The 26743-nt window shown below is 54.4% G+C and carries 33 protein-coding genes, 1 tRNA gene and 3 pseudogenes; 16 read left to right on the forward strand and 21 right to left on the reverse strand.

Features of this window, described 5'->3' with window-relative positions:
• Window positions 1-162: 162 nt before the first annotated feature.
• From UP10_RS44265 to UP10_RS44270, 4 genes are all read left to right on the forward strand, one after another.
• Window positions 163-636, forward strand: a complete 474-nt coding sequence (locus tag UP10_RS44265) for a hypothetical protein (protein ID WP_156179998.1) — start codon at window positions 163-165, stop codon at window positions 634-636.
• Complete coding sequence (locus UP10_RS15410) at window positions 633-1217, forward strand: hypothetical protein (RefSeq protein WP_044588157.1); 585 nt, start codon at window positions 633-635, stop codon at window positions 1215-1217. Before UP10_RS44265 ends, UP10_RS15410 begins: the two co-directional genes overlap by 4 nt.
• A gap of 1 nt (window position 1218) precedes the next feature.
• Window positions 1219-1872: an HK97 family phage prohead protease gene (locus tag UP10_RS15415; protein ID WP_044588158.1), complete on the forward strand. Its 654-nt coding sequence runs from the start codon at window positions 1219-1221 to the stop codon at window positions 1870-1872.
• 264 nt (window positions 1873-2136) lie between these two features.
• A complete protein-coding gene (locus tag UP10_RS44270; RefSeq protein WP_156180001.1) occupies window positions 2137-2472 on the forward strand; it encodes a hypothetical protein in 336 nt (111 codons plus the stop codon).
• Window positions 2473-2496: 24 nt separating this feature from the next.
• On the opposite strand, the gene UP10_RS15420 is transcribed toward UP10_RS44270, so the two are convergent.
• The 6 genes from UP10_RS15420 to UP10_RS15440 all read right to left on the reverse strand — a co-directional run bounded on the left by UP10_RS15420 (window position 2497) and on the right by UP10_RS15440 (window position 6078).
• Window positions 2497-2682, reverse strand: coding sequence for a hypothetical protein (locus UP10_RS15420; RefSeq protein ID WP_044588276.1), 186 nt, complete (start codon window positions 2680-2682; stop codon window positions 2497-2499).
• 171 nt (window positions 2683-2853) lie between these two features.
• Complete coding sequence (locus UP10_RS15425; RefSeq protein WP_044588159.1) at window positions 2854-3771, reverse strand: DUF2441 domain-containing protein; 918 nt, start codon at window positions 3769-3771, stop codon at window positions 2854-2856.
• Between the two features lie 71 nt (window positions 3772-3842).
• Entirely contained in the window at window positions 3843-4745 is a 903-nt protein-coding gene (locus tag UP10_RS44275) for a hypothetical protein (RefSeq protein ID WP_156180004.1), read from the reverse strand.
• A 152-nt stretch (window positions 4746-4897) separates the two neighbouring features.
• The gene (locus tag UP10_RS15430) at window positions 4898-5620 is read right to left on the reverse strand and encodes a hypothetical protein (RefSeq protein ID WP_044588160.1); all 723 of its coding nucleotides are present in this window, start codon (window positions 5618-5620) and stop codon (window positions 4898-4900) included.
• Window positions 5621-5629: 9 nt separating this feature from the next.
• Complete coding sequence (locus tag UP10_RS15435; protein ID WP_502692192.1) at window positions 5630-5851, reverse strand: hypothetical protein; 222 nt, start codon at window positions 5849-5851, stop codon at window positions 5630-5632.
• Window positions 5848-6078: a hypothetical protein gene (locus UP10_RS15440; RefSeq protein ID WP_044588162.1), complete on the reverse strand. Its 231-nt coding sequence runs from the start codon at window positions 6076-6078 to the stop codon at window positions 5848-5850. Before UP10_RS15440 ends, UP10_RS15435 begins: the two co-directional genes overlap by 4 nt.
• Window positions 6079-6418: 340 nt before the next feature.
• On the opposite strand from UP10_RS15440, the gene UP10_RS15445 reads away from it, so the two are divergent.
• Window positions 6419-6796, forward strand: a complete 378-nt coding sequence (locus UP10_RS15445) for a hypothetical protein (RefSeq protein WP_156180007.1) — start codon at window positions 6419-6421, stop codon at window positions 6794-6796.
• Between the two features lie 249 nt (window positions 6797-7045).
• Here the strand turns inward: UP10_RS15445 and UP10_RS43050 are convergent, their stop codons facing one another.
• Both UP10_RS43050 and UP10_RS15455 read right to left on the reverse strand, forming a co-directional pair.
• Window positions 7046-7243, reverse strand: coding sequence for a hypothetical protein (locus UP10_RS43050; RefSeq protein ID WP_082077133.1), 198 nt, complete (start codon window positions 7241-7243; stop codon window positions 7046-7048).
• Between the two features lie 340 nt (window positions 7244-7583).
• Window positions 7584-7820: a helix-turn-helix domain-containing protein gene (locus tag UP10_RS15455; protein ID WP_044588165.1), complete on the reverse strand. Its 237-nt coding sequence runs from the start codon at window positions 7818-7820 to the stop codon at window positions 7584-7586.
• A gap of 92 nt (window positions 7821-7912) precedes the next feature.
• On the opposite strand from UP10_RS15455, the pseudogene UP10_RS46660 reads away from it, so the two are divergent.
• The 7 genes and pseudogenes from UP10_RS46660 to UP10_RS15485 form a co-directional block, all read left to right on the forward strand.
• Window positions 7913-8080 (forward strand): annotated as a pseudogene (locus UP10_RS46660) (helix-turn-helix domain-containing protein); the annotation flags it as partial.
• Between the two features lie 26 nt (window positions 8081-8106).
• Entirely contained in the window at window positions 8107-9162 is a 1056-nt protein-coding gene (locus tag UP10_RS15460) for a tyrosine-type recombinase/integrase (RefSeq protein ID WP_050043693.1), read from the forward strand.
• Window positions 9163-9267: 105 nt separating this feature from the next.
• Window positions 9268-9357, forward strand: a tRNA-Ser gene (locus UP10_RS15465).
• A gap of 206 nt (window positions 9358-9563) precedes the next feature.
• Window positions 9564-10676: a three-Cys-motif partner protein TcmP gene (locus UP10_RS15470; RefSeq protein ID WP_044588167.1), complete on the forward strand. Its 1113-nt coding sequence runs from the start codon at window positions 9564-9566 to the stop codon at window positions 10674-10676.
• Between the two features lie 10 nt (window positions 10677-10686).
• The gene (locus tag UP10_RS15475) at window positions 10687-11451 is read left to right on the forward strand and encodes a DUF5131 family protein (RefSeq protein WP_044588168.1); all 765 of its coding nucleotides are present in this window, start codon (window positions 10687-10689) and stop codon (window positions 11449-11451) included.
• Between the two features lie 172 nt (window positions 11452-11623).
• Window positions 11624-12760: an HNH endonuclease gene (locus tag UP10_RS15480; protein WP_245321749.1), complete on the forward strand. Its 1137-nt coding sequence runs from the start codon at window positions 11624-11626 to the stop codon at window positions 12758-12760.
• Window positions 12761-12918: 158 nt separating this feature from the next.
• Window positions 12919-14115: a hypothetical protein gene (locus tag UP10_RS15485; protein ID WP_044588169.1), complete on the forward strand. Its 1197-nt coding sequence runs from the start codon at window positions 12919-12921 to the stop codon at window positions 14113-14115.
• A gap of 305 nt (window positions 14116-14420) precedes the next feature.
• Here UP10_RS15485 and UP10_RS45245 read toward each other — a convergent pair whose 3' ends face one another.
• The 10 genes from UP10_RS45245 to UP10_RS15520 form a co-directional block, all read right to left on the reverse strand.
• Window positions 14421-14582 carry a hypothetical protein gene (locus UP10_RS45245; protein WP_197086821.1) on the reverse strand — a complete coding sequence of 54 codons (162 nt, stop codon included), beginning with the start codon at window positions 14580-14582 and terminating at the stop codon, window positions 14421-14423.
• Between the two features lie 53 nt (window positions 14583-14635).
• Window positions 14636-15067 (reverse strand): hypothetical protein, encoded by a 432-nt coding sequence (locus UP10_RS15490; protein ID WP_044588170.1) that lies wholly within the window; start codon window positions 15065-15067, stop codon window positions 14636-14638.
• A complete protein-coding gene (locus UP10_RS15495; RefSeq protein WP_044588171.1) occupies window positions 15051-15401 on the reverse strand; it encodes a hypothetical protein in 351 nt (116 codons plus the stop codon). Before UP10_RS15495 ends, UP10_RS15490 begins: the two co-directional genes overlap by 17 nt.
• Window positions 15398-15853 (reverse strand): hypothetical protein, encoded by a 456-nt coding sequence (locus UP10_RS15500; RefSeq protein ID WP_156180010.1) that lies wholly within the window; start codon window positions 15851-15853, stop codon window positions 15398-15400. The genes UP10_RS15495 and UP10_RS15500 overlap by 4 nt, the downstream gene beginning before the upstream one ends.
• 294 nt (window positions 15854-16147) lie before the next feature.
• Window positions 16148-16981 carry a hypothetical protein gene (locus UP10_RS15505; RefSeq protein WP_156180014.1) on the reverse strand — a complete coding sequence of 278 codons (834 nt, stop codon included), beginning with the start codon at window positions 16979-16981 and terminating at the stop codon, window positions 16148-16150.
• A gap of 73 nt (window positions 16982-17054) precedes the next feature.
• Window positions 17055-17573, reverse strand: coding sequence for a hypothetical protein (locus UP10_RS44280; protein ID WP_156180018.1), 519 nt, complete (start codon window positions 17571-17573; stop codon window positions 17055-17057).
• A 135-nt stretch (window positions 17574-17708) separates the two neighbouring features.
• Window positions 17709-19823: a VapE domain-containing protein gene (locus UP10_RS42085; protein ID WP_050043694.1), complete on the reverse strand. Its 2115-nt coding sequence runs from the start codon at window positions 19821-19823 to the stop codon at window positions 17709-17711.
• 133 nt (window positions 19824-19956) lie between these two features.
• The gene (locus UP10_RS46665; RefSeq protein WP_082077136.1) at window positions 19957-20202 is read right to left on the reverse strand and encodes an AlpA family phage regulatory protein; all 246 of its coding nucleotides are present in this window, start codon (window positions 20200-20202) and stop codon (window positions 19957-19959) included.
• Window positions 20203-20394: 192 nt separating this feature from the next.
• Window positions 20395-20793, reverse strand: coding sequence for a hypothetical protein (locus UP10_RS15515; protein WP_044588174.1), 399 nt, complete (start codon window positions 20791-20793; stop codon window positions 20395-20397).
• A 109-nt stretch (window positions 20794-20902) separates the two neighbouring features.
• Window positions 20903-22240 carry a tyrosine-type recombinase/integrase gene (locus UP10_RS15520; RefSeq protein WP_082077137.1) on the reverse strand — a complete coding sequence of 446 codons (1338 nt, stop codon included), beginning with the start codon at window positions 22238-22240 and terminating at the stop codon, window positions 20903-20905.
• A 352-nt stretch (window positions 22241-22592) separates the two neighbouring features.
• On the opposite strand from UP10_RS15520, the gene UP10_RS15525 reads away from it, so the two are divergent.
• Window positions 22593-23450, forward strand: a complete 858-nt coding sequence (locus UP10_RS15525; RefSeq protein ID WP_050043695.1) for a tyrosine-type recombinase/integrase — start codon at window positions 22593-22595, stop codon at window positions 23448-23450.
• Here the strand turns inward: UP10_RS15525 and UP10_RS46670 are convergent.
• A pseudogene (locus UP10_RS46670) lies at window positions 23424-23483 on the reverse strand (hypothetical protein); the annotation flags it as partial. The gene UP10_RS15525 and the pseudogene UP10_RS46670 sit on opposite strands and share 27 nt — an antisense overlap.
• A 96-nt stretch (window positions 23484-23579) precedes the next feature.
• Window positions 23580-23804: a helix-turn-helix domain-containing protein gene (locus tag UP10_RS43065; protein WP_197086823.1), complete on the reverse strand. Its 225-nt coding sequence runs from the start codon at window positions 23802-23804 to the stop codon at window positions 23580-23582.
• Window positions 23805-23982: 178 nt separating this feature from the next.
• Between UP10_RS43065 and UP10_RS15530 the strand changes: the two genes are divergently transcribed.
• A complete protein-coding gene (locus tag UP10_RS15530) occupies window positions 23983-24261 on the forward strand; it encodes a DNA -binding domain-containing protein (RefSeq protein ID WP_044588280.1) in 279 nt (92 codons plus the stop codon).
• 392 nt (window positions 24262-24653) lie between these two features.
• On the opposite strand, the pseudogene UP10_RS46675 reads toward UP10_RS15530, so the two are convergent.
• A pseudogene (locus tag UP10_RS46675) lies at window positions 24654-24758 on the reverse strand (hypothetical protein); the annotation flags it as partial.
• 1114 nt (window positions 24759-25872) lie between these two features.
• On the opposite strand from UP10_RS46675, the gene UP10_RS15535 reads away from it, so the two are divergent.
• Window positions 25873-26274, forward strand: a complete 402-nt coding sequence (locus tag UP10_RS15535) for a hypothetical protein (RefSeq protein ID WP_210167968.1) — start codon at window positions 25873-25875, stop codon at window positions 26272-26274.
• Complete coding sequence (locus UP10_RS15540; protein WP_044588177.1) at window positions 26258-26593, forward strand: hypothetical protein; 336 nt, start codon at window positions 26258-26260, stop codon at window positions 26591-26593. The genes UP10_RS15535 and UP10_RS15540 overlap by 17 nt, the downstream gene beginning before the upstream one ends.
• Window positions 26594-26743 lie beyond the last annotated feature (150 nt).

Genomic DNA, 26743 nt, shown 5'->3' on the forward strand with positions numbered 1-26743 from the left:
GCGCTTATAGCGATCGAGCTAAACCGGACGCTCGGAACCTATAGATTAGAGGAGACGGTTACCCCTCCTTCCCTCCCGAAACACACGCGCACCCGGTGTCACCGCGCCGGGTGCTTCTTTCTCAAGTTTCAAAACCATCAATCTAATATTTGAGGAGTTACCATGCCCGCTCCGGCGGCCACCACGCATTACACGCCAGCCGAAGTTTTCAGCGCAACCGGCATTTCGGTCCCGAAACAAAATCAGTGGTACGATCGCCAAACCATTAAGCCGTCACGTCCCGACAAACTGCCGTCAGGATCAGGAAGCTACCGGCTGGTATGTGCAGCCACCGTCCACCAAATCGCGCTCACGGCAACGTGCGTCAATCTCGGTATGCCTGCGAGGCAGGCCGCAGAATCCGTGCGGTTGTTCGCCGTCGACCAACCAGGTCGACCGGCCAACGCGCTCTATGCATTCGACCGGACTTTGTTGGTTGTGAAAGCATCCGGCACGCAAATCATAAACGCTGACTTCAACGCCCCGCTGACTGAAATTTGCGGCCGCCCGTTTGAAGCCGCCATGATCGTCGACATAGGACAGACCATTAGGGCAGTCGATGAGGCTCTAGCTAAACAAAAGAAAGACAACAAGTGACGTTCAAGATCAAAAACCTTTCAGAATATCTCACTGAAGAGGATATCGCGCGAAACACGCGAAGAACCGAACTGGAACTGACTAGCCGTCGTTTAGACAATGATATCACCGCTGTTAAAGCGCTACAAGATGACGGTGAGAACAGGCAGCACGACCGTTACATCGACGCCCTGATTGAGGGCAAGGATGCGCCTCTTCCCAAAACTTCGTCAACGCAACTCAACGAACTTCGTCAGCAAAAGTGGAATGTCGAAAAGGCCTTGGATGTTTTGGCCAGCAAAGACGTTCACGCACAGACGGAAGCAAAAAAGCGACTCTGCCTCGACCTAAAGCCGCAATCGGAGTCGATGGGAAAACAGCTAGCGGAGGCGACGTCCGCGCTAAACAAGATTCATCTAGAATACTTCAAGATCAAGCGGCACCTCATAAACGAAGGCATTGGCCTCCACGGTGGAGTATTTTCCGTAGACCTCGAACGATTCTTCGGGATTCCCTCGGATCGAACCGGCCCTCTAGCGGATTATTTTCGCGATTCCGTAAAGGCCGGGCATCTCAAGAGCGTCCCAGAGGCATTACGCTGACATGGTGTTCCACCCGCAGCTTGGTTATGAAATCGCGTCGTATAACGGTGATCTTGAGTACAGCGATGGTGGTTTCATTACAGCCATTGATCGCCGCGCGGTCAAACACGCCGCGCCACGAAAGGCTGCCTCGCGATACGAACCAAAAATCGTCGAGGGTTTCGCGGTACTTAATCTCGTGCCCCATTACCACAAGAGTCGAATAGAGGCTCACCTGCAAGGCTGCTTCAATGAGACGTTAGAAAGCAAAACCAGAGTCGATTTCTGCATTGACCACGATAGGTCGCACTCTCTTGGAAATACCGACGATAACCTCGAATTGTTGGACACGCCGAAGGGATTAGCCTTTCGTCTGCGAGTTAGGTCTCAGGAAGATTTGGACCTTTTGCAGGGACGTACTGCGGTTTCAGTACGGTACATTGAGCGGGATTTCGACGTTCGTAAGGTCGAAGGCGAAGACGTGCGCTTTATCAAGAGCGGTCAACTGGTTGAGATATCGGCTGTCTTTCAGTCGGCGGTACCAAAGACGCATCTCATCGTGAGTGACGCTAAAGCAGTCGGTAACTTTCGTGATGACTGCGCGAGATTCGCCAGTGACGGCGCGTTCTTGGAGCTAAAACGGAAACTACAGAAATTGAACTCCACTCGCCCTTAGTAGCCTCTATCAGCGCGCTCGCCACGGACTTCCATGTTCCTTTGCTGTGGCGATGCTGCGCGATGCTGGCGCGGCTACGGCTGTACGAAGGCCGTAGCCGCGCAACGCCCTACCGATGGGTTGCCTCGCCAGGAACTACATCCGCGCGCTGGCTTTTAAGAATCTCTGACGAAACGGCCACCAGCACCGGATGCCAGGAAAACTTACATTTCCGCAAAATGGGAAAACCGGCGCCTTCCCCGAAACCATGTCAGAAAGCAATCTTTGAGCTACGATCTAACCATTACATCAACCTCGTTGACGCTCGCGCCAAATACTCCGATCCTTCTTGTACCGCTGAACCCTGCCCGCCGATTGTTGCTGCTCGCCAACACTGGCGTAAACCCTGTGACTATCAAGTTTCAATCGGCACCAGGTTCGGCAGTTGACGGGTTTTGTCTGGACGGAGCGTCCGTATCCGGCGGCCAGGGAGGCAGCATCCTTTTCAAGGATGACTCCCCGGCCATACAAGGATGCACCCCAATCGATGCGGTGTTTGCCTATTCAATGCTGGCAGCGACGGTCAGCGTTCAAGAAGGCGTAGTTGCCGGGTTCTTATGATTGGTAGGCATCGCAATTTGGCGGCTAGCCGCGCGTGCTCAGCGAGATTCCGAGCAACGACGCTTTTACCGTCGTGGCTGGAACGGTCCGCTTCAACGCTTTCGAGATTTTGTCGACGCCTGCCCCCTTCTTCGCGAGCCCTTTCATTTTTCGAATCTCGGTTGCGGTCCACACTCGCCGGGCGGCAACTTTCTTCTTTTTAACTGGCATTGCTTCCTCAATTTGTGAAGCGGTCTCGTAGCACGACTCAATATATTTCAGCAACACGCGCCGCAGTGCGCAAGGCGAAGGCGGGACGAAATCTATAATGGCAATCAGGGGCGGCCTACGGGCCGCTCCATTAATAGAGGCCACGCGCGCATCTACCTTCCGGCAGCGCAATCATTTCGGGTTGTGCAACGATGGTATTTGTAACACGCTCAATTCCGGCAGGCTCTGCTCACTCAGCACATATGCCCTGCCCCACGGTCTCAAGTCTGGCATTTTCCACGTCTCGTTTTCCGCTATCATTCGAAAGAGAGCCGGACCATCCGGATGTGTTGCCATCGCCGCAATGACCTTCGGATCATGAAACTCAGCATCTCTCCACGTATAGGCCAGCTTCATAACTTCCCGATCTTCTCGCAACAAAAAGGGCGCGGTATTTCCTCCAAGCGTTCCTGCCTCCGACGCCAAGCGCGCCATCAAAATCGGAATGTGCGCAGCTGGGAACATCTCCTTTACATATTGATCGCACTGTCGTCTCACGTGCTCGTCGAGGACCAACGCAACACCTTTGGCAACGCGCTCCCACACTGGTTGATCGCTATATTTCTCACCGGACCAATAGTTTACGATCCATTGTAGATCGTTGACAGTGATGCGACCGTCCTTTGCAAGCGGCGCATAGGTGATCCAATTTGCATCAACGTCCGAGATGGGCTCGTTGTAGTAGAGGTCTAGTTCAAGAAGATTCTTGGCTTGAAAATATGGCGGCCATTCAGGATCGTCAATTCTCGCTTCAGCGTCGGCACGTGATCGAAAGAAAAACATTCCGCGCATGCGCGAGATTTGTTGAGGGAAGTAAGTCAACCGCACTCTCTCGATCAAATCCTCATTGAACAGCCTTCGGTTATTAAGCGTTTCAACTATGCCGGCCTGCATGAACGAAATAAAGCCAGGACTTGGCGGGATGTACGCGTAGTCGGCTGAGACAAGCATGCCGCGCATCACTGCCCAGGCAACTACAGGATGCTCAAGGTCGAGGAAACAAAATACGCGAGTTGATTGCCTGAAATCAGCAAATGTAAAGCGGGACATGCGCGGCACCGGGTCGATGTGGATAGCTCGCGTTAAGAGCAGCTAAAACTACTGCTGACAACCTTGCCTACCTAGGGGAGCGCCTTTATGACCATGCCGATGGCCGACGGGATGGCTGTTCCAACCGGAATATCGGGAGCGTCCGCAGATTTCTTGGTAGGACGTATTTCGCCGTCGCGTACCGCTTTGTCGTAGCGAGCGCGATCGTTGGTGCAAGCCTTTTCGTCAACACAATTCCAGTAAGGACATGGGTCGTAGCCAGGGCGCGTGACATTTGTTTTGACGATCGCAAAGCAAAACTTTGAGATATGTTCGGCTGAACCGGAAAATTGGTCGCGGTAATGAATTGCTCCGGAGACGTACCATTGCTTTTTGGAATCGAAAAAAGCAACAGTCGGCATCCCCGCTTCCACGTGAATTTGCCCCTTAGGTGCGATAGTCGGCTCAAAGAACGCATCCGTCTCGCTGGGACGCTGGAATATCTCCTCGGGATCAAGCGAAAAATCCGCAGACGATCTGATGACATATCGCAATTGGGTGGGCGGGGTTCCGCCGCTATTTTCAAGAGTGGCTTTCAATGCCCAATAGCCTGGGAATCGGTCGATATCAGCACTAAGACCGACCCCAGAAATATAGGGTCTCAAACCAGCCCTATTCGTTTCATCAGTTTTTTCGAAGGTCCACCATTGCAGACTTAGTACCGCGACGGTGATAAGGCCTACGAATACGAGTCCCCCCGTCCAATCACGTAGAGATTTAGTGTATTGTTCCAAAAGCCCCTCATGTGGAACGTCTCCGGCTTTACCCGTTTGACTCTCGTTCGGGCTGGCAGAAGTTTGCGGAGTGATTGGCGCGGAAACCAATGGGCTTGTCGGGTTGCCTTTCTCATCGCCGTTATTGTTATTATTCAGGGCGTTCGTTGGTTTAATGTTTTTCGCGCGCCCTTTGTTTTTGTGGTCTCCACGCTTGCTCATCTAGCATCCTGATTGGGTGATGAAAATGTCCGCAGTGGAGCGGCACTGATTGCCATCGATCGGCTCCGGCCTGCTTAGTCCGTAATTATGGTAGAGATTTATTCCCCCGTGCGTTTTTCCGTTATCCTTCTCACCGCATGGCGCGAGATAGACTATTGAGAAACCGGCTGAGCATCTCGTCTCTCTAAACGGTGCTTAATGCCAAGCTTTGTTTCTAGCGCATCACGGAGCTTTAGTAGAACAGCCCACAACTCTTGACCGTCTTGGTCACACCGCTGCTGCATTGCTGCGACTAGCCCATTCAATTCGGTAGCGCGGGGGGCCAACCAATTCGCTTGTTCTTGTGTGAGGCCTGTCACGCCGACGTTGCCCGCCATTACGGCGCCAAAGCGATCGAGAACCTTTTGACGCATTTTCCCATACGCCTCGAAAATCGCAGCGGTACTGTTGTGAAGCTGATCGAGGGAAGCAATTTCATTGAACAATTTATCGTCAATAGACAATATGAGCGCCATTTCCTCTGGCGTGAAATTCACGGGATCGGTTGCCGGGACCATAGGTTGAACGATCTGCCAAGGAGCACCTCGAAAACCTTGCTTAGCTGCCTCATCGAAGCAACTCCTCATTGCCTTACTGAGGTTTTCCATGTTCGACGCCATTCTTATCATTTTGAATAAGAGGGCGTAGCCACGAACCTTTCTGACATCAAGCCTATCTTCTTCTCGTTGCTTCTTAGCCGAATCCAGATTTCGCTTCTGCACCACGAATGCAACGACCGTGCTAACTGCGCCACCGAGCAGCGACCCGCCAATGACACTGAATACTGCCCAAGCTGTCGATACCGTACTTATTTGTCCGGTTACTTCCCCAGGCATGTGTGCCCCCTACGGAATGCCTCCGGCCTTCCTACTACCACCAATCGACTGCGGCTTATTCAGAAAGAAGTCCCGGTTGCCAAGAGCAGACTCCGCGTACTGGTCGATCGCGACGATGATTGCCTGAACATGTTGGTAACACCACCCTTCGCGTGTCGCCCTGTGCCGCACTTCGGCAAGCGCTTTGATCCACGGCGGGTTGTCGGCGTTGTCGTCGTACCACTGCTTCACCAACTCCGACCGCCCAGCACGTTGCCCTTGGGCGCGGGCAACTCCTTCTTGAGCCGATCGCGCTGGGCGCAGAGATCATCGATTTTGGTGTGCATGCGGCCGAGAAGCAGTTCGGCGGAAGCTGTCGAAAGACCCGCTCGCTGAAGCTGGAGAATCTCTCTGCGCTGGCGCCCAACTTGGACGCGCATGTGTTCGATTTCCCGTCTGAGGTAGTCGAGGTCTGGCATTTTCGGCCCTTTGGATAGATCGGACCAATAAGAACAAAAATAGAACATGATGGCAAGTGGCCGGGAAGAAGCCGCCCGAGAAATTTATAACTGAAAACGACGCATATTGGAGCTATCGGACTTTATACCTATCCGCGAAAATTAAGAAAGTGGTTGCGGCACAGTCGCTTCTCTGATTATAGGAATAATGCCCTTAGTTGACAGATAGGACTAATGGTCCTACTTTCAATGACTTAGCGACATTTGTTCACTTTTCGTGCGCGATTGACTTACCTTGGGGTTCCAACCCATGTTCTGCCCTGGGCGCGGCCTTTCCGAGTCGCCCGGAGATTGAACAAAAATGAATATGCACGTCCAACCGGACATTTCCGGTATCGAGAACCTGTGCAAGCCGGGCTCTTCCCGGAATAAATCTGCGCGTGTTGTTGCAGCCAAAAAGTTCTCGGAAATGGCGGCCGAATATCGAGCGGCTCAAATCGTCAGCAACGACGAAAGCGTAGACGATGAGACGTCTTATAAATTCTTCTGTAAGTCGCGCGATGCCGTGGAAAAAATGACGAAGCCTAATGTTCCGATGAATAGATCGGATGAAGTCGCGCTGGCTAAAATCATTATTGAGGAAGTCGGCTATGGAGCTTTCAACGATACGATTGTCGAGGCACTTGTTATGAAGCTCGTGAACAACATGATCACGAGAAACGACATCGCTCCACTGTGATCCGCTATGCGTGGCCTACGAACACCCGCTCGTGCGATTTAGCGCGAGCGGTTTCTAGGCCGCCAACTGAGGCCCCTTACTGCTTTGCCTTAAATTCGCAAACCTTGCGATCGATTTGCCATAGCTCGACATCGTGACCGTCAACGAACTGCCTAGCGTGTTCTTTGGCGGTCTCATCATCTGCGCTGATGAAGTCGATACGTCGTCGGATATGTCCGTTCGGACCCATAATGTAAGCGCGGTACTCGCTCACTTCGGTGACTGTAAACCTGGTGAGGAAAGCCACTCATTCATGTGGCTGGCCGTTTCAATCTGCCTGATCTTTTTGAGCAGCGCGGCCTTTTCCTCACACATTGGCAGGACGGAGATTTGCGCTTCGATCTGGGCTTTCTCGGCCGCAAGATAGTCTTCGAGTGTGTGGGGGGTGGATCGTTTTCGACGTTGCATCGTGCCGACTCGCGCTTACGGGTCCTCGCCGTAGGGTTTGCACATCGGAGAATAATGCGGCGGTTCCCGCTCGTCGGTTCCCTACCGGACATAGTTCCGGGAACATTCACGCAAACAGGCCACTCCCAAATCCAACTTAGGCCACCAGGGATAAACTAGGCCAGCACCCCGCGCCGAATGAGAACGGATCACGAAACGAGAACGGAAAGGAATTTCCAAAAAGGGGCAAGTCCGGATCAGGGACCGGTCGGAACGTCTTCTTCAGTCGATCACGCTGAGGCTAACAGAGCCATCCCCGACATTCACACCCAGTTCGCGCTAAATCGCACGAGCTGGGTTTTCATTGCTCTTTTAATCGAACGCCGATTCCCTTCCCGCCTTTGGCCGGAATGAATTCGATTCCAGCCTCTTCGAGCGCCCGTTTGATTGCGTTGATATTGGCTGGCGTTGTCTCGCGTCGGCCACTCTCAAAATTCTTGATCGTGGCCAAGCCTAATGTCGCCGCTTTGGCTAAGTCGGCTTGCGTCCAATCTAACAGGCCGCGTGCTCCGCGCGATTGCTGGGCAAGAATAGCCATTTGAGAACCTCAAGTCCTTTTTCCCGATTGTCACCAAAAAGATCACTTGACTCTTTATAGTTTAGCTTTGTTTGATAGGCAAATGGACTCACATGATAGCTGCGAATGATAATCAAAAGGCTGAACGCGTTCACATTGAAGACGTAGTCGCGATTCTCGGAATTCCTCTGCGTTCCGTTCAAACGATGGCTTCGCGGGGAAAGATTCCGTCAGCGGCAAAGCTAGGTCGTCGCTGGACGTTTAACGAGTGCGCAGTGCGCTCTCTTCTGAAAGAGGAAGAAACTAAGTGGCAAAGCAGCGAAAGGCACCTACCGGTACATATTGGCGCAGTGGCGTCCTCTGGGGCCGCGTTCGGCTTACGGGCAAGCCAGCCTTCCAGCGATCACTTGACACAGACGATCCGAAAATTGCAGCGCGCCGTATCGAAGCGATCAAAGCTGAACTGAATGGTCGTGTAAAACACGGCGAAGCCCGTTACGCGTTCAGCGAGGCAACGGCTGCATGGGGCGTCAATTTGACAGACCGTGTTTCCGCTAACACAGCGAGCCGATATCTATGCTCGCTTGGCCAGCTAGCTCCGTATCTGAACGATAAATTCATTGACCAAATCAACGGCACGCTTATTGCCGAAATCATCAGGGGTCGCAGGGCGGACGGAGTGACGATCTCCACTGTGAAACGGGACCTTGTGGCTCTGTCGAGCGTCATGGGGTTCTGTATCGATGAAGGCTGGCTTGAGGCTAACCCGGTTCTGCCGCGCCTTGGCAGGCTCAAGGAACGCCGTGACCCTATCGTGCTGCCCGAACCCGACCATATCAAGATCATCGTTCAGCGGGCACCGGGCCGCCTTGCGGACCTGATCCAGGCGGCGTTGCTGACGGGTTGCCGAATGGATGAACTTGTTTCGGCAAAACGTTCGCAGTTCGTCGACAACAAACGGCAGCTAACGGTCGTCGGCAAACGGAATAAGATGCGGACGATAGATTTGAGCGATGCTGCCATGGAAGTCTTGCGCCGGACCGCGTCGGACAAGGCGGATTGGCTGTTCTCTCACGATGGGCAAAAATACAAGCAGGTATCGAGCCGGTGGCGAAATCTCTGTGACGGTAGCGCTGGTAAGGCGGGACCGAACAACGACGGCATTGTCCCCTTCCCGTTCCATAACTTGCGTCACCGGTATGCGGTCGACTATCTCAAAACGCCGCTGCCCGAAGGCGGCACGCCAAGCATTTACCTATTGAGCCAACATCTGGGCCATACCTCCGTAAAGACGACCGAGATATATCTGGCCTACCTGTCACCGACCGAAAAACAGGCTGTGATGTTCGGCAAGACCGGCTAAAAGGCGGCCGGTGGCCAGCCTTGCCGAACTGGCTACAATAATGGCTACCGGGCCGATTTATGAGAGCTGGAAGCAAGATAAATAACTAAATTATATCAACGGTTTGGAAGGGTGGCCGAGTGGTTTAAGGCACCGGTCTTGAAAACCGGCGTGCCCGCAAGGGTACCGTGGGTTCGAATCCCACCCCTTCCGCCAGTCAAGACCAAAAAGCCAATGATTTCAGGATTGGGCGGTTTTGGCTCACCAAAAGCTACTAACCAATACCGTAGCTTGCGCATAGGGGAGCCAAGGCCTAACTGCCTAGACAGAACAAAACGTGAACGATATAGTGCGTGTCGAATCTGCGGGGTAACGTGCATGCTGGGGACGTATCCACCCGAAGCTGTGCAAGGACAACTCCATTGGCAGGTGCGAAATTTTTTGATGAACGATCGGATCAATCGGAAACTAAAGCGAGGATTATCCAGAAATACTTTTACGCGTGGGCCAACGTGATCATACCGAGCGCAAAACTGCACGGAGGCAAGATTGCGTACATCGATCTTTATGCTGGACCCGGACGTTACAAGGATGGCGCTGCGTCAACGCCGCTGCTCGTGTTGGAGCACGCTATCGAAGATAAGAACATGCGCGACATGTTGGTGACTATCTTCAACGACGCGGATGGAAACCATACAGCGACATTGCAAGCAGAAATCGACGCGCTGCCCGGCATAGAGAAGCTGAAATACAAGCCGACCGTGAACTGTGGCGAGATTGGTGCCGACACCGAAAAGGAACTTTCCGAAAACCGATTGATACCTTCGTTCACGTTCGTTGATCCGTTTGGCTATAAGGGGCTGTCGCTCAAAATCGTAAATGGCGTCATTAAAGATTGGGGATGCGATTGCGTCTTTTTCTTCAACTATGGACGCATCAATGCCGGTCTTTCGAACCACTTGGTCAAGAAACACATGGACGCTCTGTTCGGCGTTGAACGTGCAGATGAACTGCGCAAGAAGATCGAAGGAAAATCGCCTGATGAGCGTGAGACGCTTATCCTTGAAGAGCTATCACAGGCGATCAAAGGCATGGGTGGAAAATTTGTGCTGCCCTTTCGTTTCAAGCGTGGTGCGCGAACCTCGCATAGTTTGATCTTCGTATCGAAGCACTTTAAAGGCTACGAGATCATGAAAGGGATCATGGCGGGCGAAAGCTCGACTGATGATCAGGGCGTTGCTTCATTCACATACTCCCCGGCAGACGCTTCCACTCCCCTCTTGTTCTCGCTCGCTCAGCCGTTTGACAAGCTACTAATCGACTTACCAAAGGTATATGCCGGCGAAACTTTGACAATGCGGAAAATCTATGAGGACCACTCTGTCGATACTCCATACACGGACAAAAATTACAAGGAAGCCCTCAGGCAGTTAGAAGCGGCAGGAAAAATTACGGCTGATCCGCCAGCAGCGGAGCGACCCAAGCGAAAAGGCATCGTTACTTTCGCTGAACACGTCAAAGTAACGTTTAAATAGGAGTTTCACGATGGCCACCAATTCACCAATCGAATGGACTGAGGCGACGTGGAATCCAGTTGCTGGTTGCACGATCCTGTCACCGGGTTGCACGAACTGCTACGCAATGCGCCTTGCTCGCCGATTGGAAGCGATGGGGCAACCAAAATACGCGGGCACCACTCGCGTGACCGGTGGCCGCGCTAAGTGGAATGGCAAAATCGTTCTAGACGATGCCGCCTTAAACATACCGCTGAAGTGGAAGACCCCAAAAATCATCTTCGTCAATTCGATGTCGGACTTGTTCCACGAGAACGTGCCACTGGAGTTCATCGGCAAAGTTTTTGATGTGATGCAACGTGCTCGACACCACACCTTTCAAATTTTGACCAAACGTGCAGAACGGCTCGCTAGTGTTGCGAACCAGATTCCGTGGCCGAATAACGTTTGGATGGGAGTAAGCGTCGAAAACAATGAATATACCGATCGAATTGACCATCTGCGTTCGACACCGGCATTCATTAAGTTCTTGAGCCTCGAACCGTTGCTTGGTCCACTTGAAAACTTAAATCTTGAAGGCATCGACTGGGCTATCGCTGGCGGCGAAAGCGGTCCAGCCGCGCGTCCGATGGACCCGGATTGGGTACGATCTATTCGGGATCAATGCGTAGACGCGGGCGTTGCCTTCCACTTTAAGCAGTGGGGTGGAGTGCAAAAGAAGCAAACCGGTCGGGTGTTGGACGGGCGAACGTGGGATGAACTTCCAACTGCGAAGGCCTCCGCGATTTTGGCTTAAGCTGAGTTTTCACACCAAATGGTCAGTAGTGCTGGTGAGCAGTGAAAAATGTCGAACGGTTTCAACGCAGATTACGGATGATGTTTCCGCGCTGGCTCTCAATTGAATATAAGGACTGACAATTAAGACAGCCGCCGCGGCTAGACTCTGCGGTTTTGGGATGGGGGACACCTTGGCGCTTTCTGATTTAACGGTTGATGCAATCCGGCAAGCGATCACGGAATTCGACAACATTGGGCGCGATGCCTTCTTGCAGAGGTACGGCTACGGCAAGTCCCGCGGCTATTTCCTCCGCCACAACGGAAGCAACTACGACAGCAAGGCAATTGCCGGCGCCGCGCATGGCCATGTCGCTGGTCTTCAGACCCTTTCGGCCAACGAATTTAGCGGAGGCGACAAGACCGTAGCTAGACGTCTGCGCGACCTAGGTTTTGAAGTGCTCGAACCTTCGGACACCCCTACCCTGGGCATCCCGTTCGAAGTTGGAAGTGTCTACCATCGCCAGAATGACATTCATCAAGTTTTTGGCGGCCAAGAGCGCGGTGGCATAGCTACCCCTGGCGATTGTCCGTTCGTTTTTCTATTCACCGGAGAATCGGGCGAGCAATTTGGCTATTCAGATGGCTGGCGACCTGACGGGGTCTTTGTTTACACCGGAGAAGGTCAAAAAGGCGATATGACTTTTATTCGCGGCAATCGCGCAATCCGTGACCACATGGCCGATGGCCGTGACCTGCTGCTCTTTGAGGCCATGAAGACTAAGGGAAACTATCGCTTCATGGGCTGTTTTGCGTTTGCGGGTTGGGAAACAGTCAAGGCTCCAGACCGCGACAGACAACAACGAAACACAATCGTCTTTGAGCTTGTTCCGGTCCCGGACAGTGGGCCGGCCCCGCATGTGGAACCAATTGAAGTAAATCTTCGAGACAAATCGCTGAACGAGCTCCGTTTGTTAGCGCTCGCTGCGGCCGCAACGCCGAAGGTCCCATCAAAAGAGTCACAACGAACCTATTACGCCCGTAGCGCCAAAGTGAAGGCTTACGTTCTGAAGCGGGCAAACGGGCATTGCGAAGCGTGCAAGAAACCTGCGCCATTCCTGAGGAGTGACGGCACTGCGTATTTAGAGCCGCACCACATCAAGAGAGTCGCAGATGGAGGCCCAGATCATCCCCAGTCCGTTGGTGCGGTCTGTCCGACCTGCCATAGGCTTATTCATCACGGCGATGGGGGCGCCACACTCAACCGCGAGCTCGAAAAATATGTCCTAGAGATTGAGCAGGTCCAAGAGTTGGGAAGCGCGGTCAAATAACTGCGGCCGCCCAGCGCTAACGGTTAGCTGCTCTGGTGAGTGACCGCAACTTATGAACCATTTCAAATCGAACGGCGGAGCATGGGTCCGCCGTTCGTCCGCTCTGGCGCGCATCCCCGGGCCGTCTAGATAGTGGCGCTTTCTGGTGGAGGCTCTCCATGGTTGATACACGCGTCCAGTGGCTCAAAGAGCTTGAGCGTTTAAGTAGCACCATCCACGGTTACGGCCTGAGTGGAACGCAGAAGGACGTGGCTTACGTCACGCGCGAGGGCGGGCAGTCAGTTTTCTCCGATAGCGATGCGTTCAACGTCGCGAATTCGCCGCCGCACAATGCGATCGTCGTAGATGCTATCGACGTTCTGCAAGGTAAGATGGCCGAGTCTGCCATCCGCGTTTTGTTGGGCGAACTCACCTTCCGCAAGACATACGGCGCGTTCAGCGAGGTGATGGCCTACAAATGGTTCGGAGATGCGGGGGTTGATTTCGTAGCCCAGGTCCCGTTGACAAAAACGGACGTGGTCAATTTTAACGGCTCGACCCTCGACGGGCAGGTGTCACTGGCGGGCGAAACGAAGGCCTACTTCGACGTCAAAGGTTTTGGATTCGTTGCACACAAACTCAAGCTCTTGCGGGAGCGGTTGGAAACTCAGCTTCCGGGCAAAAGCGTCCTGATCGAGGGCGATTGGAACGTGTCGATCGATATGCTTCAGGACTTGCACGACCATACCGGATTCTCCGCGCTTTTGAGCGAGTTGCAAGGCCCCGGTCGGGCCACGCGCGGTTCTCTTGAATTCCGTGCGCAGCAACAGCGGAGAATCACGATTTCGGCACACGCCAGCGACCCTCTGTCGCTCGCCCGGGAAAACCGGGATTATCCGTTACGTTTCGCAGGGCAGTATGCGCGCAACGCGCCGTTCTTGCTGGTCTTCGTCATTCACTCATGGTTCAGCCAGGGCGAACTCCATCAGAACTTCGGTGGATTTGTGGATGCCTTTACCAAAGAGTTGTCCAGGCTTGCCTTCGAATCGTTTGCGAACGATCAGACGCAATTGTTAGGTATGTCGCACGCTGATTTGACGCGGCTGCTCTCCGGTCTCGTCTTCCTCAATGGATGGCCGGCCGCCGGGACCGATGCGCCCCGCCCCAATCCATTCTGCCGAATCTATCTCAATGGACATGCCAAACATAAACTGAGGGTCTCCCACTTTGCAAAGTTCAAAGAGGCGTTTGGCGATGGTCTCGTCGTGGAAGAAATTCCACCTCCGCGCCGGTCAAGTTCACTCATGGCCGGGGTTGCATTGCTTGTCATTGTCGCAATCGGTTTTATAGGTTTGTATCTCGCGTTCAACCGTTGAAACGTGTTGTCTCCGTCCGCTTTGGGTCGAAATTCGATGCCGATGCGTTCCCGTCAGTTGTCCGGCCTGAGTTCAAGAGCAGACATCCAGGCCTAACCTGGTACATCACTCCTGCGGAGCAAGTGGCGCCAAATACGTCAACCGGTAAACGTTTTGGTGAGTGGGCATTAGTTCGTGAGTCATTGCAACTGAACCAGCGGACGAGGCGTCCGCCCTGGCGCCACTCCGAACAACTTTGTGCGTCCGACAAGGTGTCCGGGGCTTGCACGAACCGGGAGTACGCGACCAACCACCGGGGTATTCGTTTAACGTTTGTCGGGGGATGCAGCCGCAAGCAATGAGCGCAGATGATCGCTGTGAAGTTCTAGCTTCGCGTCATCGCCGTGCTTCTCCAACAACTCTCGCATGTAATCGAGATGTGAAAGCCCGGCTTCGCGGCGTTGTTCATCGGTGAATGCTGTTGCCATGTTTGTTGTTCCTCTGTTGCGATGTTCTGACGATTGATGGGCGGCCCGTCAGATCAGCCGATGGGTTTAAAAGCTTCACGCAATTCCGCGAATTCTTTAGGGTGTCCGTTGCGGACCTTTGCGCAGAAATAAGCGGCATCGCCCGGAGCGGTGTGCTCAATGCCTGCCACAACGCGGCACACTGCGCGCGTGATATCGTTGATGTCACTCGAATTCGGAAATAGCCGCATAAACGCATTGTTGAACGCTTCATCACGCAAGCCGGTCGTGTGCCATAACCATGCCATTACATCGGTCAGGGCGAAGCCGTCCAAGCACAGACAATCATCAGCGCTGACGTGGATTGGATCCGTTGTCACGTTGAGTGATTGCACGATGATTGCATGCGGGTTGATAGCGTTCGCGCGTGGTGCCTTCTGAATTTTGACGATTTTTCCGTTTAGGACGAGAATGTATAGGCTGGGTTGTTCAACGTAAAACAGCATAACAGTAATCCTGATAAATTCGCGCGGCGTCGGTGTCGGTCATGGTCGCGGTGATCGTCGGCATCGGGTCATAAAGCGCCTCCGCTACATCCTTGCGTAACGTCGGCAGTTTCTTGCCTTGCAAATCGGCCGCGTACATCCGCACATCCAGATCATCATCGAGCGTAACGTCGGCTTTACATTGCGCGATGAATGCGTCCATACGTTCGGAATACCGGTCGTAAATCTTGCGATGTTCGTCATTCAATCTTTCTACACGGGCCACCAGTGAATTGGCGGGCTTGACGATCGCCCTCAATGCGGCAAGTTGTTTCTTGATTGACGCGATTGTCACTTGTTTGGCTGTTGCTTTGCGAACGCTGTTAGTTCTTGCAAGTGACGCATAATGTCATCCATACTTGCGACGTTTTTCAACTTCTCCAGCGCCGCCGCTGCTGACTTAATCTCATCTGCGGTCATCTCCCCATCAATAAAAGCATTCTTGATCGTCTCGGGTTCAGCATTGTCTAGCTCCACAGTGCGTGCCGGTGGAAGGCAATAGCGCAAGATCAATTCCACCGCTTTCCAATGCGAAGGGTTGTCTTTGTCCCTGAAAGTATCGCGAACTCGCTCAATTGCTTCCGGCCCCATTTGCTTAATGCTCGCGAGCATTTCAGATGACAGCTTGTTGCGCGATCCGCGAGGCCTTCCGGTGTTGCCCGGCCCGGATACAAACCGTCCGAGTTCATCCTTAGCTGTGCCCGTTGAATTACCGGGAATAACGGCAAGGTTGCTCTGCGCGCTCATGGCTCTAAACCCAAATCACCTTGATTTCACGATAGTGACACCACTGTGCAATCGCTGCTGTGGGTGTCCACCATTCGTTGCCGCGACGTGTCGCAACGGGGAGGTTCTCCACCGATCTCCAACGGCTCAAGACCGATTTCGAACGTTTGAAAGAATTTTGCAGCGTCGCGGCATCGATCTCCGGTGTCGCTCGCAACACGACGACGCTTGGAAAATCCGGACGGCGCCCCCGCCTCATAGAAAAGCCCTCAGTGTTGATGGCCGGGCGATGTTGTCCGCCCGGCCATTTCGTCACTATTTGCGATCAAACGTTTTGTAGATGTCGCGCGGCGGCATATCGGTTGCGAGCGACAGAACATCACAAATTCGACGCAACATATCTTCGACGTTCGTGACTGCTTCGCTGCGTGCGTTCAATTTGTCGATTTCGCGCTTGGCGGCCTCGCGTGCTGCACTGTGATCCACTCCGGTTGCGAGCGGGCGCTCAAAGCTGGGCTGGATTTCGTGTGCAGCGGTTGATCCAGATTTTGCTAGCCAACGTTGGGCCATATAACGTTCGATCGCAGCATCGCGCGCGCGATCGGATACAGACGACAACGCGCCAATCTCAATCAAAGCAGCCGTCGTTTCATATGACGTTGCGTCTGACGATGCGATGGTTTCCTGCCCGGCTCGATCGGCGGCGTTCCATTTAACCAGAGCGTCGGCGCGTAGGTGCGCGTTTGCGATGGTTGCCGGATCGACAGCCGTCAGCGTGGCGCGCGAGGTGGCCACGTCCCGGGTTTCCTTGAGCCCAATATTCTGAATCTGTCCGCAGGTCTTGCCGAAGCGCGCGGCAGCCGCACCGCGTACCCGGTTGGTCAGTTCGTCACCTTTAAAACGTTCGTGCAAGCCAGCAACGTCAGCAACAAACGTTTTCGCAGCCTCGCCTGCATACGCAGTCATTTGCGCGAGCGGTGAAGCCTCATCGAGTTTCGCAAACAAGACGGAACTGGCGGTTCCGTTGCTCGCGTTAACGGTAAGCACAACACCACGTTCGTTATCGTCTACGCGGAACTGAGATGGCTTTTTGTCGCCCGACGTGTCGATAACCAATGGAAATTCTTGCTTAAGGGTCTTTTCGCTCATGGCAGTTCCTTTCAACGACATGGCGGGGTGCGCAACACTCCGAACGCCAAATTATTCACGACGCGTCGTGCTGCTATGAGTCATCCATGGCGCGTTGTCGAGAGGCGTCACCGGCACGGCGGAACGCCGCCGCACGTTGCGAAACGTGAGTTACAATTAATTTTGCGATGGTCATGTTTGTGATGCGTGGCGCTATTGCGACGTTACAAATTGATACGGGCAATAATCGCGAATTGATGCCCGCGAAAATTTCGATCGGTAGCAATTGACGAACCGTGCAACTTAACTGTTGATAAGTTGCATGGCTGCAACTCGCCCACGCGTTCCACCGATGCGTCCGATCTGGGGAGGGCTGGCTCGCGCGATCCGGGCAGCGGCGGCGACCATCCCTATCATCAACCGCAAGAGCATCGGTTCGGCTCGATATCAACACGGGTAATTGGTCAGCGGCTTTGGTGAACCGCGCGAAATCTAAAATGATTTCATAGAAACCGACGGATGGGTGATCCGCCGAAGAAACGACGCATCCGGTACATCCACAAGGATGGTTTATAGTGGATGCAGAAAACGCTCTGGTTTTCAGGCGTCTCATTCAGTGCATCCACTACATCCAGTAGAAATGATCGGAGGCGTACAAGAACGCTCCATAAATTGCGTAATTGTGGACAGCGTTGTGGGGCTCTGCGCGCATCTAGTCCGGGAGTGGATGCAGCGGATGCAAAATGCATTATTTGACATAAAGCCACGGTCCGCCGCGCTGCAACTGTCGGCGCTGGTATCCGAGCGCTTTCAAGATCGTGGCAACGCGTTTGTTCGTGGCGGCATTCAGCCGCTCATACGGCATGTTCAATGCTCGGAACACGTTGTCCATGCTCACCGGCATTCCGCCGACTGCCACGCAATGCCGGGCGACAATATCGTGCCAAGGGTCGATTTCGCGACGTTCCTCTTGTTCGGCGCGCGCCATTGTTTCTTCGATAGCTGTCAACCACCATTGTTCGCCGCGATTAAACCGCGCAAGTGCCTCAGCCCACAGTTGGTCGCGATCATCATGCAGTGCTTTGATATCAATCGTGCCGCATTTGACCGGCCAAAATCGACGATTGCCGGTTTGATCCTTCAAGTATCCTTCATCGTTCGTGGTCGCGACAAACAGGCATTGTCGTGGATGATCGCTCGCTATTTTCTCGTAAGGTGCGCGATACCGATCAATCCGTCTGGACATAAATTTTTTGGTTGTCTCAACATCTGATCGCTTCAACGCCGAGAGTTCGGAGACTTCAATGATCCACTTCCCAGCTAATTGAATTGCTGCATCCTTCGATTGAAGGTCGGGGAGTTCATCGGTAAACCAATCACTACCGGCTAGAATGCGAAAGCTAGTCGACTTCTGAATTCCTTGCGAACCCTCAAGAACTAGCACGTGATCGGATTGGCAACCGGGCCACATGATGCGGGCGACTGCACCTATCATAAAGCGAGTGCCAACTTGTGCGATGTACGGCGATTGCTGCGCTCCGAAATGCCGCGCCAGCATTTGGGGCAATCGTTGAATACCATCCCATTGTAATCGGTTCAAATAATCGCGCACTAGATGGAATTGATTGCGGTTGGCAATGATGCTTACGGCGTCAAAGGCTGTGTCTTTGCCCGGCGTTTTAAACAGTGCGTTCGCGAATAGTTGCGTATGTACGGTGTCAATCTCAGCCCAAGGTCGGGGAAACGTGCCGCTGCGATCCCACGGTAGCGGCGCCATCGCGAATATTGTTTGGGAAAACTCATCAAATGCGAGACTAACCGTGCCGTGAAGTAATTTTACAATTTCGATTAGAGTGCTTTTTCCACCATCCTCCGGCGCCGTTGCGATGATGTTCTGGTAACCGTCCAGTGGTGTGATTACTTCCCCGTTGATCGTCTGCGGGATTGTCGGTTGACCAAAGATTAATTCAGCCCGGACTTGTGGTGATGCTCTGCTGACCAGATAGGACCATCCAAGTTCTGTTCCATTTGCTATCGATCGCCAAAGCTTCTCATTGTCCGCGCTGCTGTTCTTTCCGTATTGAGCGCACCATCCATCCCATGTCAGCCGTATCATCGCATCATCGACGCCAAGCCCGGATGCCGACTGCCGGAAGGCGCATGAAATGTTGCGCCATTCGTCATAGTTCATTTCGTTCGGAATCGTCGAATAGAGCGCCTTAGTTGCATCGGCGAAACTAGGCGCATTGTCCGTTCCGAGCGGCTTGCGACTTTCGTGCGGTACGAGTTCGCTCTGAATTCGGATATCGCTGGTCATCCATGTTGGTGGTTCGGCCAACTGAAGGGACAAATTCGCACCGTACCATACGACATAGCCGCCCTCACCCCGGCGATCTAACCCCATCCCTATTTGGTCACTGTCAGTTTTCCAACGGCGTTGATCGCCGCGTGGAACGAAAAAATAGTAGTGTCCCCCGCCCGATGGCGTTTGCGTGGCAACGGTATTGGGAATGATCCAATTGTTCGCGTTGATTGTTGCAAAACCGTCTTTGTCGTTTTTGCGGTCAACATCCAGAACGTATAGACCGGATATGCTGCCGGTTCGGATGCCTATCAACGCGTCTGGCCAGCGCGTCCACAACGCTCCGATCGCGGCGCCGTCCGTGGTAGCGAATTTAAGACCGCCCTCGCCCTGGGGCGGCTCTGGCGATCCTATGGCGGCTGCAACATCGACGTTCGCGAATGGCCGCTTCGTCGCTGGATTGAGGGGAAAGACGTGGATCCCGAGAGAGGCCAGCCATCGTGCGTAATCAAGCCGCGACGGTGCGTTGCGCGCCTCGATCGGCTGCGCTATATCGGTCATTGCTGTATTCCTTATTGCCCGGCTCGCTCTGATCAGCGCGTCGGGCATTTTCTTAGGTGCGGCGGAAGCACTGACTGCTTACTGTCTTGAAATGATTCACGGATTGTTGGTGCTCACCAAAACGACTGGCCATTTAGGCGTTGGTTGAGCTGCCTGCCGCTTCATACCGCCGTGCAAGGTACCGTTCGACATCGCTGGCGAGATAGCCGACGCGGCGCGGGCCAAGTGGGATTTTGCGCGGAAAGTCGCTGACAGTCTTTGCGTAGCGGCGCAAAGTGGGCTCTGAAATCGTGAGCCGTTGGCACACCTGATTAACGGTCAGAATTGTAGTGTCAGGGGACATGGCGGATGCCTTCGGGCTTCGGGGTTGTGCAGGCATCCACCCGCGAACGCCGCTTTCTTCCTGCGGCTGAGGCCATCCGACCCGTACGCCGCTGTCATCCGATCAGGCGGCTAATTTGCAACTCTCATGTTCGCACATGTGCGTCAAGAGTCCCCAATAGAAAAAGACCCGCGAACGGGCCTCATCCCTAACTTATGCACCGATCCTGTTTCGAGACATGCAAAAAACCTAGAGCAGGAAAAGAACGTAGCCAGAAGCTGCTGAAGCAATGAGCCACGCAGCGAATGAGAAGGCCCCGAACACAAGACCTAATATATATCGCCATGGGCCGGGCGCATATTCCGGACTACCCGAAAGCGATGGCTCTTGATTTATGAAGAAGCTGGCCAAGCTGCTGTAGGAAAACGCGAACAGGAAGACGCCGCCGAGGTACACCGCCGTGATCAACTTTAGCAGGTCCATAATATCGTGAGATTTCGCGCCGAAATAATAGATCGCGACAAGCCCGCCAAATAGACCCGAACTATTGGCCGTCCCCACCTGCTTCACAGCATCAAAAAGGCGTTCAACATAAAACGAATAAGGTGGCGCGCGGTCAGAATCGCGCGCCGGTTGCTGGAAGTTCATGTTCTTATCACCCGACGATCCCGAAGGCTCTCGCGTTCGCGGATGCAAGTTAAGGCTGAGTCGGCGGTAAGAGACAATGAAAAGATGTTTGATGTAGTAGACGCGCGGGCTAGGCAACCAGTTTTTCCCAATTCGCTCGATAAGATTGCGGATCACTCAAGAGATAATCGCACCATTGTTGCATCAACGCCTTCCGGCGTTCGAAAGCATTGCCGCGTCTATATGCTTTCTTTGTTTTGTTCTTTATCGCGTGTGCGAGTGCCATATCTACAATCGTGTCGGGATGGAGTGTCGTATCTTCGGCCCAATCTTGAAACGTTGATCGAAAACCGTGAACGGTGCAACCATCACGCATTCCGCGTAGCATTTCTAACATTGCCATGTCGGATAGTGGCTTATTTGGCTTCATGCCCGGAAACACATATGGGTTTCCATCGATCCTGTGCAAATTGGTTAGAAGATCGACTGCGGCATTCGACAGGGGAACGCGATGGTCAACGCCAGCTTTCATCCGTTCAGCCGGAATAGTCCATATCCGCTCATCTAAATCGAATTCCGGCCAGATTGCGTTGATCGTTTCGTTCGTTCGCACGGCGCAAAGGATAGTCAGAAAAAGGGCCTTAGCCGAATAGTCCGCTTTTTGCTGTAGCTCTCGCACGAATAGGGGAGCGTCATTCCAATCCATGGCGGGGAAATGTTTCTTGGACTGTTTGCCGTTTACCCAATGCTGCATGTTATCTTCCCATCGCGCCGGATTGTGGTGATTGTTCCAAAGATCGCGTGTTTCGGGGTTGGACAAGCCTTTGGCTTTCGCCGCGCCGATCACAGTTTCAATGCGGCTTCTTACTCGCGACGCAGTTTCGCGCGCATTGGTCCATAGGGTGCCCGCTTTGCCCTTTCGCTCATGTTGTTGTTGCAGGATGCCCAAAACGTCATTCGTGGTGATCTCGTGCGGTAGCAACTTGCCGATTTTCGGATAGACGTATGTTGCGAGCGTGTTCTGCCATTGGGTGAGGTGCTTGCGATTTTTCCAACCATCTTTGTGTTGCGCGATGTATTCGCGCGCGACGTCCTCGAATGTATCAGCGGTCGCTCGGCTGATCGTCGTGGCAATCGTTTTGTTAGCGGCGGTGTTGCGTTCGGCTAACGGGTCGCGACCGGCTTTGACTTGTTTGCGATAGTCTGCCGCCTGCCATTCGAGCGCCTTCAATTTGGCGGCGTCGATCGGTTCGTATTGTTCGAGGGTCATCAATCGACGCTGGCCCGACCTCGTGGAATAGCGGAGCGCCCAAAAGGCCGATCCACTCTTTGCGACCGCAAGGCAAAGGCCGCGTTCGTGCGACCACATTCCCGGCTTCGCCGCTTGAACAAGCGCTTGGATGGTGCGGAGTGTCAGCCCCTTTTTTGGGGGACTGGATTGGCGTTTCTCAGGGGTTGTTCCGTGCATGAATGGCGACCTTGCTGGTTAATCGCCACGCTAGACACTCACCATTCGGAGTTCACCACTGCGTTTTGACCCTGATCGCTAGTGGCGATCATGATCGTCTAAACTTGTGGACAATCAAAACGGTAGTGGCGCTTCTGTCTGTTCGTGTCGTCGCGTGACGACGCAAAGCTACGGGCACCCCTTCCGCCAGTACACTGTTCTCCGTTGTTCGCCACCGTTCGGAACTCACAATAATATCAATAGCTTGCTTGGAGACGGAGTGCTTCAGTACTCGCTGATGTTCTCGTTGATCCGAGTGCAAACCGTAGCTTTTGACCGTGGGATCGGAGGACGGTTTTCATCGGAGAAACGGATGGCTGGAAAGCTCAAACCCCTCGACATTCAACGAACAGAGCAGCCCGGCAAGTATGCCGACGGCGACGGTCTCTATTTGATCGTCGGTGGCCCGACCTCGAAGAACTGGAGCTACCGCTACTGGTTCAAGGGCAAGGAGCGTTGGCATGGACTCGGCTCCTTCAAGGACGTGTCCATGAAAGACGCCCGCTTCGCCCGAGACGCCGCCCGCCTGCAGGTACGCGCCGGCGTCGACCTCGTTCAGGAGAAGCGAGACGCTCGCGAAGTGCAGAAAGCCGCTGAGGCGATTGAGAAGGCCAAGAGCTTCGAGGAGTGTGCGCAGGCCTACATCGACGAGCATTGGAACAGCTGGAGCGCGAAGCATCGCGCACAGTGGCCATCGTCGCTGAAGGCATATGCCTATCCCGTGATCGGCCAACTTACTATCGCCGAGATCAAACCCAGCCACATCCACGATCTGCTCAAGCCGATCTGGGTTGGGAAGCGGGAAACCGCGAACCGGGTCCGCGGTCGAATTGAAACCATCATTGCGAAGAATGTCGACGTCGACGATACGGATTTTCGTAATCCCGCGGAACTCACCAGGCAGTTGCGTGAGAAGCTTCCCAAGCGGCCCAAGCGCGTCGTGCAGCATCATCCGGCGTTGCCTTATGCCGATGCGTCGCGGTTCATGACCGATTTATCGGGCGCGGCCGGCACCGCCGCCGCGATGCTGCGCTTTCTGATCTTTACCTCATGCCGCACGAACGAGGTTGTAGAGGCGCGATGGTCCGAGATCGATAGGCCGTTACCCATGCTTGCGAAGGATTCTCTTCACCAAGACGCGCATTCGCGCACGCGCGCTTTCCCGGTGTGACCAATCGGGAGCGCGGATGTCAGTGAGGACGATGGACTGTCATAAGTGCCGCCCATTCACGACCGGTCAGCCTAGACAGTGACGCAGGATCTCGGCGCGCTCCAGACCGCCGTCCCCGCCCTGGAAATCTTAATCCGACAATAGTTTAGACAGCGGTATCGAAAGAGCCTCTGCAATTCGGGCCATCACCAATAAACTAGGATTGCGCTTACCTCGTTCAATTCCGCCCACGTAGGTCAGATCAATCTCAGATTCAAATGCGAGCTCTTCCTGAGTCATCCCCCGCTGCTTGCGAAGTCTGCGAACATTTTTGCCAACAATTGCACACCAATCCTGCATTGCGGGATCGGGCATCGCGGGGTATATAGTCTCTAGGGAATATAGTCCATATTTTGCGTTTCGCACCAAGTTCTCAGGGTGACTAGCGGCAATGACTGCAGCTATCGCGGGTCTTCTCAGCTTGGACGGCTGTTTGCCATGATTCAGCGCGAATATCGTGTGGACGCGCCCCGCCTTTCAAATGAGGATCCCCGTGAAGAAGCCGCCGCTTGATCCAGCTGTCGAAGACGTTGCTCCGGCCGACGCGATGCTCACCGTCTATGATGAGCAGCACGTGATTACTTATCTGCGTTTACTCGATGCCGATGCGGACGGCGCTGACTGGCGCGAGATTGCACGGGTTGTCCTACACATCGACCCTTCTCGTGAGCCCGCTCGTGCGGAGCTAGCGTTCAAGAGCCATTTCGCACGGGCCAAATGGATGACCGAGCAGGGATACCGCCATCTGTTGCGCGGCGGTGCCTCCAAATAGCCAAACGGGCAGCCTCCACCCAGAGGCGGAGAAGCTTCGACCTTGCCCCTTGTCGCGACGGGAGGGGACTTGTTCCCATTGCGCCTTACTGCCTTGGCCAGCCCTTGCCGGGCCGGCGACGGCCGGTCAGGGCCGCCAGCCGCGAAGCGGTGGCGTCGTAGCGCCAGCCTTGATGGGATGACGCCGGTCCGGCCAACTCGCGCCAGGCAAGTAAAGCCCCCTCGCCGGCCGATCTCACAACCCAAGCCCGCGTTTGCGTCCAAAACTCCAATCGACGCCGCTACCATTGCTCCGCATTGCGCCGGTGACGTGCTGACCGATACTCTGATCGAGGTGGGTTGCCAAGGTACAAGGCCAGAGCCGAGGCCTTCGTCGCCAATCAAGGTTTCCATCATCGCGAAGCGCCCACTGGCAAGGTCGGCGGAGCCGACGAGCTTGCCGCTGACATATTCACCAGCCTGGGGCGGTCGGAATGTCAGCGTGCGCGCGGCGGCCATCTCGGAGCCGAACCGCCACGCCGCCCTCTCCTTTGACGTGGACGACGTTTTGTCCGGCCATCGCAATTCTCATGCGACGAGCGAGCCGCACGTTGGAAAAACCTCAAAGCCTCATTGCGAGATGCAGAGGATCGTCCCCTCCTCTGCACTATATTGATTTCATTGAGCTCAGGGGGCACTCGCCGGAAAGCTACGGTTTGAACCCACGGTCACGGTTGCTTTTTGCCGAGTTGAACATAGGACGGATCCAGACGAGTTCTGTCCACCGCGCATAGCTAACGCAAGGTGTTAGGTAATTGAGCAACGGCCGCGTCACCCAGACGGCGCTCTCGCCTAAGTCCCCTACCCGCCACGCGCCGGACGACACGGCTCATTAAGCTTTCCGAGTCCGCTACTGTATGATCCGTCCCTTGCGAACCGACACAGGGCGCGCTTAGGCCATCTTTCGTAATCCCCCGCGCGAACAGCCGACAACTAATTCTGTCGATCGACGTAGCGTGGTCGGTCAAAGACTCCAACTTGTGCATCCGAGCTGCTGCCGAGAACGCGAAGGAAGCGCGCGAGACCGCAGAGAGGAAACATGCGAGGCGTGGAATCCCGCATACCGATACCTTGCGATCAGACACACGCTAAACTAGACTGATCAGTCGAGTTGCGATAAAGTTTGCCTTCCAGACGGGGAGCCTTCTCATGTCGGACGCAGCGTTTCATTCCCTCGCCGCCGCTGTGTCACCAGCGGCTTTGCGCGATGTCGTCCTCGTGGATTTTGCAAAAGACCGTTCATCGAGCCGTAGAGCCGTAGCCACGGATCGGACGCTTCTACAAATCCCGCGCAAGTTCGCGTCCAGCGCTGTCCCGCATTGAACGGCGCCCGCCATGACTGAATTGTCTACCCCATCCGAAGACGATCCGGTTCGGGGGCAACCGGACGCGGCTGTTACGACGGCGGCGCGGGTCAGCGCCCGTCCCTATGTTCCGCTGGAGGATCGCCTGAAATCGGCCGACGAGGTCAAACTGGAGTGGGATAATTTGCTGGTGTACCGCAACCTCGCGATCGGCGCGGCAGGCAGCCGTTCTAGTTCTCGGCAATGTGGTCAATTCCTACTATCAAGGTTTGCTCAAAGCCTCGTTCAACTATTATCTGTTCGGCGAACTCTTGGTGCGGGTCGGACTGATCGTCCTCACATTGCTGTGGATCCAGAGTGGGACGGTGGAACATGGCTATATCGTGCGCTGGATCCGGACGCCGCTGCTGCGCTCCCACCGCCCGGTGCAGATAATGCTGTCCTTCTTCGTCCTAGCGGCATTCTTTGCCGTGCTCATGATCCTCGCCGGTAGCGTGCATCTGCTGTTTCTGCTCTACAGCGCATTCCTGCTGGTCGATATCGCAACCATCAAGCTTCGGCGCGGCGATCGAGAGCGGGCAGCGTTTTCTGCGTTCGGCGGTTGCGTCGCAAGCCGATGGCGCAACTACCGAGCAGATAGAACGCGACCGCGCCTTGGCCGATCTCTTTGATCGGGCCTTGCAGGTGTTGCGCAGCTATTACTTCAACCGCCATCACATCACTCGTGTCGTCGCCACCCTGGCCGTCATGGGCAGCCTGGGCGTCGCTGCCTACGCTCTGCCACGCGGCGCCTGCAGCCTCGTGCCGGTCGATACATCGACCGAAACGTTGAGCCTAATGGGCCATTCGGTTCCGTTCGATATCGCACGGTTCGTGGGCTACGTACTATTTCTTCTCGTGCTGTTCTCGTCCGAGCTGGTGGTAGCGCATTGGCGCTCTATCATGCGCGACGAACTCTACAACGTGCGCGATGCCATTGAGATGAGTTGATGGCAAAATGCCACCTGCATGATGGCTCCCGGCACCCTCGGAGCGGCTATATCTCGGTCCGGGCTATCAAATGCTCCGCGGACATACACTCCGCTGACGGAACGTCCATCCTCTGCACTCAATTGATTTGATTGGAAATCCGCGCGGACG

This window comes from Bradyrhizobium sp. LTSPM299, assembly GCF_000938235.1.
In the GTDB taxonomy this organism is placed as follows: domain Bacteria; phylum Pseudomonadota; class Alphaproteobacteria; order Rhizobiales; family Xanthobacteraceae; genus Bradyrhizobium.